General features: G+C 24.5%; 16 protein-coding genes and 1 riboswitch. Of the genes, 8 read left to right on the top strand and 8 right to left on the bottom strand.

Features of this window, described 5'->3' with window-relative positions; translation table 11 throughout:
• Nucleotides 1–374: 374 nt before the first annotated feature.
• Nucleotides 375–471: riboswitch (cyclic di-GMP riboswitch) on the top strand.
• Nucleotides 472–519: 48 nt separating this feature from the next.
• Nucleotides 520–696 (top strand): hypothetical protein, encoded by a 177-nt coding sequence (locus tag JJC01_07460; protein ID UDN59684.1) that lies wholly within the window; start codon nt 520–522, stop codon nt 694–696.
• 418 nt (nt 697–1,114) lie between these two features.
• On the opposite strand, the gene JJC01_07455 is transcribed toward JJC01_07460, so the two are convergent.
• Nucleotides 1,115–1,339: a hypothetical protein gene (locus JJC01_07455; GenBank protein ID UDN59683.1), complete on the bottom strand. Its 225-nt coding sequence runs from the start codon at nt 1,337–1,339 to the stop codon at nt 1,115–1,117.
• Nucleotides 1,340–1,764: 425 nt separating this feature from the next.
• Between JJC01_07455 and JJC01_07450 the strand changes: the two genes are divergently transcribed.
• The 6 genes from JJC01_07450 to JJC01_07425 all read left to right on the top strand — a co-directional run bounded on the left by JJC01_07450 (nt 1,765) and on the right by JJC01_07425 (nt 5,150).
• Nucleotides 1,765–3,102 carry a GHKL domain-containing protein gene (locus tag JJC01_07450; GenBank protein UDN59682.1) on the top strand — a complete coding sequence of 446 codons (1,338 nt, stop codon included), beginning with the start codon at nt 1,765–1,767 and terminating at the stop codon, nt 3,100–3,102.
• 42 nt (nt 3,103–3,144) lie between these two features.
• The gene (locus tag JJC01_07445) at nt 3,145–3,732 is read left to right on the top strand and encodes an accessory gene regulator B family protein (protein UDN59681.1); all 588 of its coding nucleotides are present in this window, start codon (nt 3,145–3,147) and stop codon (nt 3,730–3,732) included.
• A gap of 12 nt (nt 3,733–3,744) precedes the next feature.
• On the top strand, nt 3,745–3,879 hold the full coding sequence (locus JJC01_07440; GenBank protein UDN59680.1) for a cyclic lactone autoinducer peptide: 135 nt from the start codon (nt 3,745–3,747) through the stop codon (nt 3,877–3,879).
• Between the two features lie 195 nt (nt 3,880–4,074).
• Nucleotides 4,075–4,287, top strand: a complete 213-nt coding sequence (locus JJC01_07435; protein UDN60143.1) for a hypothetical protein — start codon at nt 4,075–4,077, stop codon at nt 4,285–4,287.
• A 142-nt stretch (nt 4,288–4,429) separates the two neighbouring features.
• A complete protein-coding gene (locus JJC01_07430; GenBank protein ID UDN60142.1) occupies nt 4,430–4,540 on the top strand; it encodes a transposase in 111 nt (36 codons plus the stop codon).
• Between the two features lie 376 nt (nt 4,541–4,916).
• Nucleotides 4,917–5,150 (top strand): IS3 family transposase, encoded by a 234-nt coding sequence (locus JJC01_07425; GenBank protein UDN59679.1) that lies wholly within the window; start codon nt 4,917–4,919, stop codon nt 5,148–5,150.
• A gap of 112 nt (nt 5,151–5,262) precedes the next feature.
• On the opposite strand, the gene JJC01_07420 is transcribed toward JJC01_07425, so the two are convergent.
• Together JJC01_07420 and JJC01_07415 are read right to left on the bottom strand one after the other, a co-directional pair.
• The gene (locus tag JJC01_07420; GenBank protein UDN60141.1) at nt 5,263–5,457 is read right to left on the bottom strand and encodes a hypothetical protein; all 195 of its coding nucleotides are present in this window, start codon (nt 5,455–5,457) and stop codon (nt 5,263–5,265) included.
• A gap of 976 nt (nt 5,458–6,433) precedes the next feature.
• The gene (locus JJC01_07415; protein ID UDN59678.1) at nt 6,434–7,807 is read right to left on the bottom strand and encodes a cell wall-binding repeat-containing protein; all 1,374 of its coding nucleotides are present in this window, start codon (nt 7,805–7,807) and stop codon (nt 6,434–6,436) included.
• 222 nt (nt 7,808–8,029) lie between these two features.
• On the opposite strand from JJC01_07415, the gene JJC01_07410 reads away from it, so the two are divergent.
• Nucleotides 8,030–8,806: a tyrosine-type recombinase/integrase family protein gene (locus JJC01_07410; protein ID UDN59677.1), complete on the top strand. Its 777-nt coding sequence runs from the start codon at nt 8,030–8,032 to the stop codon at nt 8,804–8,806.
• Between the two features lie 104 nt (nt 8,807–8,910).
• Here JJC01_07410 and JJC01_07405 read toward each other — a convergent pair whose 3' ends face one another.
• From JJC01_07405 to JJC01_07385, 5 genes are all read right to left on the bottom strand, one after another.
• Nucleotides 8,911–9,921 carry a transglycosylase domain-containing protein gene (locus tag JJC01_07405; GenBank protein UDN59676.1) on the bottom strand — a complete coding sequence of 337 codons (1,011 nt, stop codon included), beginning with the start codon at nt 9,919–9,921 and terminating at the stop codon, nt 8,911–8,913.
• Between the two features lie 127 nt (nt 9,922–10,048).
• Nucleotides 10,049–10,555: a 3'-5' exonuclease gene (locus JJC01_07400; protein ID UDN59675.1), complete on the bottom strand. Its 507-nt coding sequence runs from the start codon at nt 10,553–10,555 to the stop codon at nt 10,049–10,051.
• Nucleotides 10,556–10,713: 158 nt separating this feature from the next.
• Nucleotides 10,714–11,385, bottom strand: coding sequence for a hypothetical protein (locus JJC01_07395; GenBank protein UDN59674.1), 672 nt, complete (start codon nt 11,383–11,385; stop codon nt 10,714–10,716).
• 332 nt (nt 11,386–11,717) lie between these two features.
• A complete protein-coding gene (locus tag JJC01_07390; GenBank protein UDN59673.1) occupies nt 11,718–12,224 on the bottom strand; it encodes a flavin reductase in 507 nt (168 codons plus the stop codon).
• Between the two features lie 373 nt (nt 12,225–12,597).
• Complete coding sequence (locus JJC01_07385) at nt 12,598–13,626, bottom strand: exonuclease domain-containing protein (protein UDN59672.1); 1,029 nt, start codon at nt 13,624–13,626, stop codon at nt 12,598–12,600.
• Between the last annotated feature and the right edge of the window lie 23 nt (nt 13,627–13,649).

Here is a 13,649-nt window from a genome sequence, read left to right as displayed (position 1 = left end):
TGTTTCAAAGCTAAAATACTTTCTTTGTTTTATTACCACACTATAGTGTAAGTCAATTTATGCATAAATAAATTCTATCTTAATAGAGTCTTATATGCAAGAGAATTAAAGCAAACCTTTTTATCCAATTTTTACCATATAAGCTTTTTAAAATTCTTCTTTTTTCATATCCTATCATTTCCTAAAGCTTTTTCTAGCCTAAATTAATAATAGGCACTTTTTAACACACAACCATATAGAAGTATTTCCATATAATTTATTCATTCATTTTATTTTTTTGAGCAAAATTTATTTCATAATTTAAAATATTTTTTATTTTCTCATAATAATATTGAATAATGGATTATATTCTAGTATTATATAGGTGTAGAATAAAACTAAATCGGCAAAACTAGAGAAATTTAGTGACGCAAAGCTATAGGGACTAAGACTTATAAAGTATCTTATGAGTTATGTCAGCCAGTTGCCAAAAAGATATTTTCTTTTTGTTTTTATGAAAGTTTTTTAGGGGGATGTAAAATGTTTATGGAGAAAATAGATACGTGTACACATGTATTAGCTGCTTATATTAGTAGTTCACATGATTATTGTAATTTTATAGATACACAGTTAGATGATTTTATGCTAGAGTACGGAGAAAATGTAGTAGAATCATATTTATACCAAGTGATGTTCTTAATAAATAAGTACAATTAGATAGATTTTATTTTCTAGAAAATCCTTTTTAGTTTTATCTACTTTTAAATAGTCTTACAATAAATGATACAAATTTAATTCAAATATATTTATTTTTTATAAAATTCGATATAATGAAGATGTAAAATAACATCAAAAACAAAAAAAGAAACTACAATCTATTGCTCTAGAGTGAAGTTTCATAACCAATCATAGTAAGTTATTTTTTTTATAACACTCAATTTTTATATCAAGCTAAAAATCGCTCTTTCACTAAGAGTGACTTTTTACTTTTTGAGAAATAATATATATTTCTTAAGAAAAAATAAATGTATATAAATCTAGCTGTTAAAATAACACTCTAAATAAAAATTTCCTCATTTCTCCAACTAATTTCTTATTAATAGATTGACTGTAGAATATAAAACTATAAATATTTTCAAGAATATATAAAATAATTTGCCACCAAATTACAACTTATAGTAGCAATATGGTGACAAATCAAACTTTTGTTATATTCTATATTTTTAGCTTTCAATAACTCTTCCTTTATAAAATTCGCATCTAAACCACATAAATCTGAATATTCAGATTTAAAGTATGGTATAGAATTTATTAAATCACTTGGCTCTAAATTCAACTCAATTTCTTCTTTTAACAACATCAGCTTTATCCCCTGAATTTTTTATAAATTCTAAATATTCAAAACATTAATTTTTAATATAAAAACACTTCTCTAAACTTATTTTATCATAAAGTCTTATTCATAATATATTCATACGACAAAAATCATTCGACAAAGTAAAAAAATATACACTAAAAGCACTCATATAAAAAGAATACTTTTAGTGTATGTTAATGTATATATCTAATACAATTATAACTTGTCTTATGTTTTAGTATGATAATTTTTGTTCGTTTTAGTATTACAATATGTATTATAGTTTTACTCATTTAGATTAATAATCACATATATATATAATATTTAGCGACTTTATCCAATGATAATTTATTTTATGATATAATTATTATAAAATTTCAAATCATTTTCGTATTGTTAAATGAAATTTATTCAAAATTACTTAAGTTATGGAGAGTTTTATTATGTTAGATATGTTTATAACAATTATTTCTTCTGTTATAGAAATTTGGGTGTGCAAAAAAGTGTTTGATTACACAAGTAAAGTAAAAACTAGTTTAATAAATTTATATTTTTTAATTTCAACCTTTATTATTATTTCTACTTTCTATACTAATGTTGGTGCTGATAATAGAATATTAATATGCATTTTTGTAATGTTTATTTTTTATAAATTAAATTATGAGGTTAATATATCCAAATGTTTAATAGTTTTGTTTTCTTACTGGGCAATATTGGTGTGCATAAATGCATTAAGTATGATAGTGATAGTTTCAATAAATAATTTGAGTTCTATGAATATTTTATTAAATGATAATTTTTATAGATATGAAACTATAGTTTTAGGAAATATAGTTCTTATTGCTCTATTGTACATTTATAAATTCATATCTAACGATTTGCAAGTGACTAAAAGAGAAATTTATATGTGCATACCAATAGTAGCAAATATGATATCATTTTTTATATTTTATAAATATATCTTAAAACTTCTAGATATTTCTTCTACTACCAGATTAGATATCTTAATTATGGTACTATTATTAACATTTTCTAATATAGCATTGATTTCTAGCCTAGTTAAAATATTAAAAAGTAATAAAAAATATATTGAATTAACTAAACTACAGGAAAAAATAAATGTTGAAAATAAATATTATAGTAATATAAAAAAATATTACATTAAAACAAAAGAACTAAACCATGATATGAAAAATCATCTTATTTGTATTAAGGAAATGAATAAAAAGAATATTGATACTAGTAATTACATAAATAACATAGAAAAAAAGCTTGATGAATATAGTACCGTATTTGATACAGGAAATATTACTTTAAACATTATATTATCAGAAAAAAAAGAACTTTGTATAGAAAAAGGAATTGATTTTAGAATTAATATAAACTTTAGTGATTGTAATTTTATTAAAGAAGAAGATATATGTTCTATATTTGCAAATGCATTAGATAACGCAATCGAAGCTTGTGAAAAGATTAAAAATGGTGATAAAAAAATCAAATTGCAGGGAATGATAGTAAATAGATTCTTTGTAATAAAAATTACTAATACAAAATCAAATGATATTTTATTGAAAAAGAATACTTTTTTAACTACAAAAGAAGATAAAGAATTTCATGGATTAGGAATAAAAAGTATAAAAAATTCTTTAGAAAAATATGGTGGTGCAATTTCTATAAATTTCTCTGAAAATTTATTTTATTTAAATATGATGATACCAATTGGAAAATCACAAAAAGATTCAAATATTGCATATGAGAATAGTTGATATCCATAATTCATTAATAAAATTATTTAAGGAGAAAGTTAAATGATAAAATCTTGTGCTGATAAAATAGCTTTTTTGTTTGTTTTAAATCAAGTAATAGAAAAAGACGATTTAGAAATCTGTTCATATGGGTTAGAGATTTTACTATCTTCTATAATAAATACTTTAGCTTCATTAATGATAGGTTTGGTATTAGGTAAATTGATTTATTCTATAGTATTCTTAATATCTTTTTGCATAATAAGACAATTTTCAGGTGGCTATCATGCAAATAGCAATAAAAACTGTATCCTAATTTTCAATAGTATTTTTTTTATCTCTATGGTTTTGGGAATAATTTTAAACAATTCTAATCCTATTCCATTATTTTTAGTGATATTGTCTAGTTTTAACTTTATAGGCATTTTTATTTTTGCTCCAGTATGCCATGCTAACAATCCACTGAATGAAATAAAATATAAAAAAAATAAGTTAATGTCAAGAATTATATCTATAACTTTATTCTTGACTATTCTTCTAGGATGCAGATACTTATCTATTTACAATTATGTTGTATACACTTTTTTAGCTTTATTTTGGATAAATTTATTGCTAATTATTCAAATCATTATAAATAAAAAAATAATATAAGGAGATGTTAACATGAAAAAAATTCTATATCATTTTATGAAAGTATGTGGTGTATTAGCTATGTTTGTAGCATTTTTATCTGCAAACACAACTTCTCTGTGGCATGTATATCAACCAAAAACACCAGAAAAACTAAAAAAATTCTAAAAATCACTAAAAAGAAGGTAGCAGCTATCTTGAACAGCACCCTATTTAGTAGACACAGTAAACAAGATACTGTAAAATTCTACTAAATGGGGTGATTTTTTTGATTAAAAAATGTAATGTAAGAAAAACATATAGTGTTGAATATAAATTATTAGCAATTAAAAGACATATAGAAGATTAGCTGAAGAATTTAAAATTCATGAGCAAATGATAATTAAATGGTGTAAGAAATATAGAGAACTTGGAATAGACACTCTTGAAGAACAGCGAGGATCTTGTAAAGGATCTTCAAAAGGAAGACGTAGAACTAAAGAGCTTTCAAAAGATGATGAAATACTTAAACTTAAAGCAGAAAATGAATATTTAAAAAAGTTGTTAAATTTAGAAAGATTGTTATACACACAGTAGATAAATATCGTATTATACATAGCATGAGAAGTAATTATACGGTAAGTTTTTTATGTTCAATTATAGACGTCTCTAGAAGTGGATATTATAAATGGATGTTGAAGCAAAAATCTCCCAATAGGGATTATGATTTAAAAAAAAGATTATTGACATATATAATAAATCTAAAAAAGTATATGGATATAGGCGTATTAAAGCTACGCTTTTTAAGAATTATAAAATAAAAGTAAATCATAAAAAATTATTAGATTGATGAAGTCTTTAGATATAAAATCTTTAATTCGTAGAAAAAGATTTAAATACTTTAGCCAAAAAATATAATATTTGATAAAGTAGAGCCTAATATATTAAATAGAGAATTTAAGTGTGATAAACCTAATACAAAATGGGTCACAAATATAACATATTTGTACTATGGAAAATCTCTTCAGAGAATTTATTTATCTGCTATAAAAGATTTATACAATAATGAACTCATTTCATATGAAATGAGTTCTACTTTAGATGTTAAATTTATACTAGATACAGTTACTAAGGCTATAAATAACCTTTCTGATTCAGATAAGAAGTCACTATTAATTCATAGTGATTAAGGGTTTCACTACACTTACTGGGATTATAAAAATATCTTGAAAATAAATAATATTACTCAAAGTATGTCTAGAAGAGGAAATTGTTATGATAATGCCTATATGGAAAATTTCTTTGGTCATCTTAAAAGTGAAGAGATCTACTTAAATTCGTATACTTCAAGAGATGATCTAGAAACTGCTGTTCATAGCTATATACGTTGGTATAACTATGATAGATTACAATCTAAATTAAATAGCAACACACCTATAGAATATAAGCGTGCTGCTTAAAAATAACTATCTTATTAAAAACTGTCTACTAAGTAGGGTTCAGTTCAACTACTCTTCTATCCACTTAGTTAATATGAAGCATATTAATATTATTTTTTTAGAATACATTAAATCAACAAAATGACTTTAATATATTTATTAGATATTTTTCGCTCTCAATGCTTAAAGCTTTCAAATATACACAATAAGAGTTTTCATTCGTAAAAATTTCGATAATATTATCTTGTTTATTTACACTTACTATATCTTTAAATTTGATATGATTTTTAGTATTTTTACTTCTAAAAATATATTTATCATCAATCAAAATATCATCATCTGTAATTGAAATATAAAGTTTATTTTTATACTTTATTAAAAACTTATATGTTTGTTCAATATAAAAACCTGCAAGAAATAAGAATAGAAAAGTTACTTTGAATGCACATATTATTGAAAATATTATTACAAGAATACTTATAATATATATTTGTTTAAAATAACCTCTATCAAGATAATTTATCAGCATTGAAAACCACTCCTATTATTATCTTATTTACATTTCACTTAGTTAATGTAAAAGCTCAAAATAAATTCAAAAAATATTACTTATAACTTAGTATTTACAATCCTTACAGTATTTATTTTCAAAATATCAGTCACTGCACATTTATATATTTATTATATCATAGTTTCTATAATCAGAATTTTAGTTCGCTGATTAAATTACTCATAGAAAACAAATTTTTTAACATTATTAATAATTTATTTTTAAATTTTAATTGTAGGAAACATAGTAGTTTAAACTACTATGCTATCTACTTAGTTAATATAAAACGCAGGATGATTGTCGTATTTTTATAACAATAAATACAAATTTACATACCACATAGTTAATATAAAACCCCAAAATAGATTGAGCACTTTCAAAACTTTAAGTCACATAATCCTTTTAAAATTGCAGTGAGCGAGTAATAGTGTTTTTTGACACTTCACAAAAAACCTATATAGTACAGTAAATTCAACGACTGCGAACAAACCATCAAAAAAAACGAACACTGCAAAATCTCTATATATTTATTGTACCATAAAAGAAGTTCTATTAAATACAAGAATTACATAATAAATTAGATTAAATATATTCAAACAAAAAGAACTTGTGCGAACAATCTTTTTGTTTGAATTCTTGAATTAAATTGTAACAAGTTAATTTATTCCATCTACGCCATTATAAAAAGTCCTCTTCTATGATGGCACAAATAATATTGACATCCTCAACATCTATTAATTTGTATACCAAATAGTTATTTATATTCAAAATAATCTTCTCCATCTTGGTTATAAAATAATATTCTACTTGCCAATCCTTGTTCATATTTATAGTTTTCTTTATCACCTACATAAGAAAACGTCAATGACATACTTCTTGATGGGTCTAATGAAATTATATCTAAATAAATAGTACATTTTTCTCCTGGTTTTAATATACTAAAACTATTAAAATCCATTTTTATTTTAGCATATTGCTCCATATATAATGTTGAATTAGCTTCTCCATAAACCTTTAATTTTGTTATATCTAAATTTTGTGTACTTGTATTTTCTACATTTATAGGAACAGTTGGGTCTTTATATTCTTCAGTATAATATTCAAGGTTTTCATCGTAACATTCAAGATAGCTTCCTTTATCTTTCCAAATTATGTGATTCGAATCAAAATCAATCTTTAATCCACATATTATATTCTTATTTGAGGCTGGAAGGCTAATGTTATTAATTGTATTTTCACACTCTAACATAATTTTATCACTTAGATTTCCTATCCCTGTTACTTTTGTAGCGTTTTTAAGCATATCTTTATTACTTCCAATATCAACTAACGCTATTGGAGTATTTTGAGCTATTGTAGAACCAACAAGCGCATACACTAAATCGGTTCCACTTGCTATGTAAAATTCTTTTGTCCCATTATAGAACTTATTTACTATCTTCTTATTAGTATCATATCTATCTACTCCACCCAATCTAGTTGAATTAGTATCATTTACTAAGTTATCATTCATTGATGAAGTACCACCTATCGCATAACTTTCTATTCCAGTAGTATTAAATGGTACACTTTTCCCATCAGTCAATACTATGGGTGCTTTATCTCTAACAGCCGCAGAAGCAATACTCATAGCATCTGGTTCACCTTTGAAAGCATTAGTTAATATTACCTCACTTACTTTATTAATAGAATTTATTTCTTTTGCTACATTGTAACTTGTCTTAATCCTATTGCTTCCTTGAAGTCTTTTAGTCTCTATTCCTTTATCTTTTAGAAAGGTTTCTGTTGCCTTATCAATAGAACTTTCTCCACCAATTATATACACCTTGTTAGCTTTCTCTACTCTCTTAAGAGTTGCATTTGGTATGTTATTCTTTTTAGTTAAAAGAATTGGCGCATTTGTAGCTCCTGCAAGTCCACTTGCACTTAGACCATCAGCCATAGTACTATCTGCATTTACAAGTATTGCAGTAGTATAACTTTGTTTATCTGCAATAATCCCAGCAGTTTCATATTTATCTGCTCCTTGAATTTTATCAATTTTATCAAGTGCATTTGCAGATACAGGACAACCAGCAACAAACATTGACATAGCTAACCCTAATGATAATAATTTCTTTGATTTCAAAATATCTCCCCCTTTTTTCATGTCTCTCAATCAAATTGTATAACAAACATATATTATATGTTGTCGAAAGTACAAACTATTTCTACTCAATTAACCACATTAAATAACATTAGAATAAATTATTTTCTTATAATCTTATTCTTTATAATATATATAATTATTATAATATAATTGAAGTATTTTACTTTAACCATATTATTTAATTTTGAGAGGAAAAACTTTATGAAAGGTGGCGTAAGAAAACGTGGTAATAAATGGTATTGTTACTTTAAATTAGCCATTGTAGAAGGAAAAAGAAAGAAAATAGAACGTGTAGGTGGAGATACTAAAAAAGAGGCTCAGCCAGCTCTTAGAATAGCTTTAAATGAATATGAAGATTGTGGAAATGTTTTTGACGAGAATAATATTAGCGTATCCGATTTTTTAGATTTTTGGTACAAAGAATATGTAATGCTTAATTGTAAATTTCAGACTCAAAATAATTATAAACGTGCAATAGAAAATCATATAAAACCAAATTTAGGAAAGTACCGATTAAAACTTATAACACCCATGATTATTCAAAAATTTTTGAACGATAAATCTAAAGAAAATTATTCTAGTGGCACTATAAGAGTAATCAAGGGTGTTTTAAATAATTCTTTTAAGATGGCTGTCCATCCATACAGATTTATAAAGGAAAATCCTATGCTTTATGTCAAAATTCCTAGGTACTTTGATTCAGATTGGGTTTGTACCAAAAAAAATGGTTCTCAAATAACATTACATAACTTAAAAAACATGTCACGAACTATAAATAGAGAATTAGGAATAGATTTTAATTTTCATAGCTTAAGACATACCCATGCCACTATGCTTCTTGAAGCAGGAGCAAATATAAAAGATATACAAAAAAGACTAGGTCATAATAAAATTGCCACTACTATGGACACTTATTCTCATGTAACTGATAAAATGAAGACTGAAACAGTGAATATTTTTGAAGGAATTATAAAGTAATTTGCCACCAGATTGTAATTATGGTGGCAAATGGGTGGCAAATCACCTATTTTGTTACATTTTTAGTTATTCAAGACCTTGAAAACGCTACATTCTTTATATTTTTAATCAATTTCTGACTTAAATGGAGTGTCATCAGCTTTTGCTATTCTGTATTCTTTATCAGTTATATAACCAAGTTCATGCATTTTATACAACACAGTCAACTGTCTCTTCTTAGCCTCTCCATGGTCAATATACCTCGCAGGATTATTGGTCATACCCGCAAGCATAGCACACTCAGCTAGGTTTAACTCTCCAACTTTTTTACCAAAATACACTTCAGCTCCTTTTGCAGCTCCATATGCATTTTTTCCTAGGTACATATTATTTAGATACGCTTCAAGGATTTCATCTTTACTCATAATCTTATTCATCTGCTTTGCATTATACATATCCCTTATTTTTCTCTTCATAGTTTTATCATCACTTGTAAGCAGATTTTTTGAAACTTGCATGTCTATAGTACTTCCACCTTGTGTTGTGTCTGTAAACACATTATTAAGTACTGACCTAGCTAAGGAAATAACATCTACTCCTTTATGCTTATAAAATCTCTCATCTTCTATTGAAACTATAGCCTGTTTTAAGTCCTTTGGCATTTGTTTTATACTGACAACCTCACTACTTATATATTTAGACTTAATTAATTTTTTAGTGACTTCAGGTGAACCTTTTATAGCTGAAACTGTAAAAATTGCACCTGCCACTGAAAATATAATAAGTGCCACTAACATAACAGATAATAATGCTCTAGCTATTTTAATTCTCTTTTGCTTTCTTCTTTTTTTGCTTTTTAATTTTCTATCTCTTTGCTTGTACTCAACTCTTCGTCTATCTCTCTGACTATAATCTGTATTTAAAGGTCTTACATTATCTCTTGTAAAACTATCTCTTTTTATAATATTTTGTGAATCTACCTTTTCACTCATTCTTTTACTAGAGGCTGTCTGAGAATTTTTATTTTTTTTACTTGTTGAAGTATAAGAATGTTTAGATTTTTTATTACTATCTTTATTATTACTAACTTTTTTACGTCTTATTTTATTATTATCATCATCATTGTAATAACCCATTTTAGTCTCCCTTCTTTATATAAGGTACATTATACATTGTTCCACAAAATAAATCAAAGAACAAAATTGTAAGTTTAAGGGTCAATTTTATAAAGGATATTTTCACTAATTTTCTCTATATTTGCGATTAATATTCATCTTTTATTTTTAAAAATAGCTTTGCAGTTGCTAAAGTGTCACTATCAGCTCTATGAGCATTTATATTCTCTATATTATAATAAGCACAAGCTGTTTCAAGCTTCTTATTTTTTCCTTTATAACTTTTACATTTTTTTAATAATTCTAGTGTACATATATAATTATTTATTGGCTCTAAATCCAACTTTCTAAGATAGTAATTTAAAAACTTTAAATCAAATTTTGCATTATGTGCAATTATAGTTCTATCACCTATGTATTTTCTAAATCTAGGTAAAACCAACTCTAAAGACTCCTCTTTTTCTACCATTTCATTACTTATGTGTGTCAATTCCGTTATAAATGAAGAAATTATACCCTTAGGTTTTATTAACCTTGAATAGTTTTTTACAATTTCGTCATTTTTTATTTCTGTTACACCTATCTCTATTATTTCACAACCTTTATATGGATCTAATCCTGTAGTTTCTAAATCTACAACTACATATTCTCTCATATCTCTTCTCCTTATTATCAAATGGATATATTTATATTCTATATTTATGCAATATACTAATCAATACTTAATTTTATATGATATATGAAATTTTTACAAATTTTACTAAATATACAGCAGATATTCCATTATAAATAAAGATTATTTTACTATAATAATTAAATTTTTATCTTATTATCATTTAATCTATTTTGATAAACATTATTATTTAATTTTTTATTGCTTAATTCTTTAAAATCTAAACTTTTACATTGTTCATCATTTTCCCATATTCCTGCCTGCTTATTTCCATCACTTTTATATAATACACCTTTGCCATTTTTCTTATTATCTAAGAAATAACCTTTATATATATCATTATTTGGATAAGTTAATTTTCCTAGACCATTTTTAAAACCATCTTTAAATTCCCCTGTATATATTGAACCATCTTTATAAGTATATTTACCTATTCCATGCATCTTATCATCTTTCCATAACCCTTCATACCTTTCCTTACTTGAAAAAATATATGTTCCAAATCCATTTTTCTTCCCATCAATAAACTCACCTTTATATAAGTCTCCATTATCATATTTGAATACTTTTTCTCCCTTTAATTTCTTATCAATATTCTTATTTTTATCGCTATTTCTATCTTGTGTATATGTTTTTTCTCTCCTTGTCTCAATTAAATCTCTATCATAACGAAAACCTTTTTTTGACTTATTTTTTATACTAGTTTTTTTCTTATTAATAAAAACTCTAGCTAATTGAATAAATATAAATGCAGATGATAAACATATAAACACACATACTATTGTTCTAAAATAACTAGTTATATTTTCCATAAAAATCACCCTTTTACTATAAAAATTTATTTAAAATACCTAATATAATATATATTTTTATTAGTTGGCATTTATACTTTTAAGACTATATATTAAGTAAATCTCATTTTAAAAGAATCTCTCTTAAAATAAACTAAGTACAATAAACACAGATAATTAATAGATACGTATGAAATATCCTTGAATACTTCATATAAATATTTCTATACAAAGAAATAAAAAAGATGAACCCTAGAAAACAGAGTTCATCTTTTAATAAAAAAATATCTATTTAATAGTAATTAAAAGAAAATACCTATTTACTATTAAAAATATTTTTTAATTTATTTTATCTATTCTTTTATAAGAACTTTTACAACTTCTGATATATACATAGTATGATAATCTTTCTTTGGATACCACTTTTCATCATTTTCTTTAGCATCAAAGTTTTCTGGTGGCATTGTATCATGATATAATTTTTTACAAACCATAATCATATTAGCTTCTTCAAAGGCTACTGTATCATCTATAAAATATGGTGTAAGTCCTGCTTTTTCTACTTTATTTGTATCTCTACCAGAAATAGTACCACAAATATTTAAAGCTTCTCTGTATTTTTCATCAAAAAATGCAATTGTAAATGTGTCATTATTATCTACAAACTCTTTTGTATATCTCTGTGGTCTTATGTAAGTTGTTACAACATTTTTACTCCAATACACTCCAACACCACCCCAGCTTGCAGTCATTGTGTTAAATTTATCTGAGTTTCCTGCTGTTATAAGTAACCACTCTTTACCAATTTTAGTGAATGGATTAAACTGTAGTTCTTCAATTTTTACTTCTTTAAATCCCATAACATCATCCTACCCTTCATCTTTTAATAAATAAGTCATTTGTTAAAAATTTAAATATATGCACTTTTATAATACAGCTTTCAAGATTATTTTCCATATTCATGTAAATTATAATACAACAAATCAATTACTTTCGCAAGAAGTAGTTTTTATATTTTTTAATCATAAAATGTCAATAAAATATATTAATTATAAAATATATAATACATTTATTAAATTTAGAATACTATAATATTAAAAATGTAGAAAGCATATATACTTTCTACACTTATTACTATTTTATATATTTTTATAGTAGTTTAGTTCCATTTAAATCTAGTTTTGTTCAAAAACTATCATAATCACCAAATTTTGTTCTATTAATTGTAACTTTTTATACTTTATTAATAACATTTAAGTTATTATTCTTATCAATATATATTTTCTCACTATCTAAATCTTCATCAAACATCTTTATTATATTTTCTATTTCGTTTTTGTATTCATCTTCATGTACTCTATAAAGCATTAAATCTTCTAATAAATCTTTTATATCAAAATACACATCTTCTAATAAATAAAAATATCCATCTTCTATATTCTTTAATTTATCTATAGTATCCAATTTTTTATCTATATCTTTTATAACTTCTATGTTTTGTATGTTTATATTTATAATTGTCAATAAGTACATTCTCACAGTTTTTATTATCTCAATAGAAAAATCTACAATATCATAATTTCCTTCTTTTTTATAAAGTGATTCTTTAAATTTATCAAAACAATCATTTAAATCTGGATTTATGTTATTAAATGGAGGTCTTATTATATCTAGCATTATTAAAAGATTTTGTATATCTACATTATTTGTAATTGCCTCATCCAAAATAAATAAATTATATGCATCATTTAATGGGTCATGTGCATCTCCACTAAACTCTAAGTTAGCAAATTCAAGTAAATTTTTTAGTGATATATAGTTCATACATTTTATACCACACTCTATATATTTCTCTTTTATATCCACAAATAACTCTCTAATGTTGTTTACGAACCTTGGATGATTGTTTTTTTTAGAACTTCTCATATCAGTGTTATTGAAACATGTTAAATCTAAATTACCAAAAGTATATATTCCTTCAATCTCAGAAAATATGCCTAACCACTTTTTAAACTTTCTCATGACCTCTTCATAGCTTGGTGCATACTTTAATTCTTCTGAAGATATATGAGTCAACTCTTGTATATGAGGATACAACTGGGCATTACTTACTGGCTTTATTAAAGATTTAAACTTATCAATATTTTTTGTCTTTTCATCATACATAACTGCTCCAATTGCAATTATATCTGAATTTAATATATCTCTCTTTGATTTAGAATTTGGCATATTCATCTCAAAATCTATATATACTCTCTTCAATATAAACACCCTTTCCAATTGTT

It is taken from the genome of Clostridioides sp. ES-S-0010-02 (genome assembly GCA_020641055.1).
Taxonomy (GTDB): domain Bacteria; phylum Bacillota; class Clostridia; order Peptostreptococcales; family Peptostreptococcaceae; genus Clostridioides.
Note: the sequence above shows the minus strand (reverse complement) of the source record. Positions and strands in the feature narration are given on the sequence as shown.

What these genes read in the sequence shown, in the direction of transcription:
- JJC01_07445 (UDN59681.1), top strand. Translation starts at nt 3,145, where the DNA reads ATGATAAAATCTTGTGCTGATAAAATAGCTTTTTTGTTTGTTTTAAAT.
- JJC01_07440 (UDN59680.1), top strand. Translation starts at nt 3,745, where the DNA reads ATGAAAAAAATTCTATATCATTTTATGAAAGTATGTGGTGTATTAGCT.
- JJC01_07455 (UDN59683.1), bottom strand. Translation starts at nt 1,339, where the DNA reads ATGTTGTTAAAAGAAGAAATTGAGTTGAATTTAGAGCCAAGTGATTTA.
- JJC01_07405 (UDN59676.1), bottom strand. Translation starts at nt 9,921, where the DNA reads ATGGGTTATTACAATGATGATGATAATAATAAAATAAGACGTAAAAAA.
- JJC01_07460 (UDN59684.1), top strand. Translation starts at nt 520, where the DNA reads ATGTTTATGGAGAAAATAGATACGTGTACACATGTATTAGCTGCTTAT.
- JJC01_07400 (UDN59675.1), bottom strand. Translation starts at nt 10,555, where the DNA reads ATGAGAGAATATGTAGTTGTAGATTTAGAAACTACAGGATTAGATCCA.
- JJC01_07395 (UDN59674.1), bottom strand. Translation starts at nt 11,385, where the DNA reads ATGGAAAATATAACTAGTTATTTTAGAACAATAGTATGTGTGTTTATA.
- JJC01_07390 (UDN59673.1), bottom strand. Translation starts at nt 12,224, where the DNA reads ATGGGATTTAAAGAAGTAAAAATTGAAGAACTACAGTTTAATCCATTC.
- JJC01_07410 (UDN59677.1), top strand. Translation starts at nt 8,030, where the DNA reads ATGAAAGGTGGCGTAAGAAAACGTGGTAATAAATGGTATTGTTACTTT.
- JJC01_07450 (UDN59682.1), top strand. Translation starts at nt 1,765, where the DNA reads ATGGAGAGTTTTATTATGTTAGATATGTTTATAACAATTATTTCTTCT.